General features: G+C 70.6%; 1 protein-coding gene. It reads left to right on the top strand.

What is annotated here, in order from left to right; all coding sequences use genetic code 11:
• Window positions 1-89 precede the first annotated feature (89 nt).
• Window positions 90-1,229: tetratricopeptide repeat protein (locus FXN61_RS56120; protein WP_167980650.1), on the top strand; the 1,140-nt coding region annotated here is incomplete at its 3' end.

The raw sequence follows: 1,229 nt of genomic DNA, 5'->3' as shown, positions 1-1,229 counted from the left end.
CCGGAGTTCCCGTTGGCGGCACTGGCGGACGAGCTCGCCGACCTCGACGCGTTCGCGACGACGATGACGTCAGCGCGGATCTGCGGTCGGTGTTCTCCCACTCCTGCAAGGCACTCAGCCCTCAGGCGCTGCGGCTGTTCCGGTTGCTGGGGCTGATGCCGGGCTCGGGCATCAGCCTGGCCGGTGCCGCGTCCCTGGCCGGACTGGGGTTGTCCGAGACCAGGGCGCTGCTGGCGGAACTGGCCAGGGCGAACCTGCTGGACGAATCCGAGCCGGGCCGGTTCACCTGTCACGACCTGCTTCGCGACTACGCGGCCGAACTGGCGGGGGATGACGAGCGGGACGAGGCGCTGCACCGGTTGCTCGACCACCTCGCGCTGACGAGCGTGGAGGCGGGCGTCGCGTTCACCCCCACCCGCCACCGCCCGCACACTCCGGAACCGGCCGCGGGCGTGGTGGTCACGCCGATCAGCACGTACGAAGAAGCGTTGGCGTGGCTGATGACCGAGCACCCGACGTTGATGTCGGCGATGCCGCACGGCACGCCGACGCAGACGTGGCTGATGGGCTGGTCGCTCGCCGACGTCCTCGACCGGCAGGCCCACTACCGCGATCTGCTGACCTCGCAACAACTCGCCGTCGCAGCACTGGAACAGCTCGACGACACCGACGGCCTCGGCCGCACGCTGATCAACCTCGGCCGCGGCCTCGCCAGGACGGGCCGGCTCGACGAGGCCACGGCTGCGCTGGAGCGGGCGTTCGACGTGTACGAGGGCAACCCCGCGGGACAGGCAGGGGTGCTGCTGAACATCGCGATGCTGTGCCCTGACGACAGGATCGCCGAGGCGATGGAGCACACGCGGCGCGGGCTCGCGTTGTTCGAGGAGTGCGGCGACCAGTACGGGCAGGCCAACGCCTTGACCGGACTCGCTTGGGGCCACGGCAAACTCGGCGAGTACGCCATGGCCATCGACTACGCCCAGCGCGTGATGCCCATGTGGCAGGCGATGGGCCATGTCCTGGGCCAGGGCGAGACGTGGGACAACCTCGGCACCGCCTACCTCGGGCTGGGCGAGCACGCGAAGGCCGTCGAGGCGTTCACCCGGTCCGCCGAGCACTTCCGGCTCGGCGGCGACCGTTCCCTTGAAGCGGATGCGTACGAGGAGCTCGGCGACACCCACGCGGCCGCGGGTGACACCGAGCTCGCTCGCGAGGCCTGGCAGACCTCG

The organism is Lentzea indica (assembly GCF_012184385.1).
In the GTDB taxonomy this organism is placed as follows: Bacteria; Actinomycetota; Actinomycetes; order Mycobacteriales; family Pseudonocardiaceae; genus Lentzea; species Lentzea indica.
This window is presented reverse-complemented; position numbering and strand designations above follow the sequence as displayed.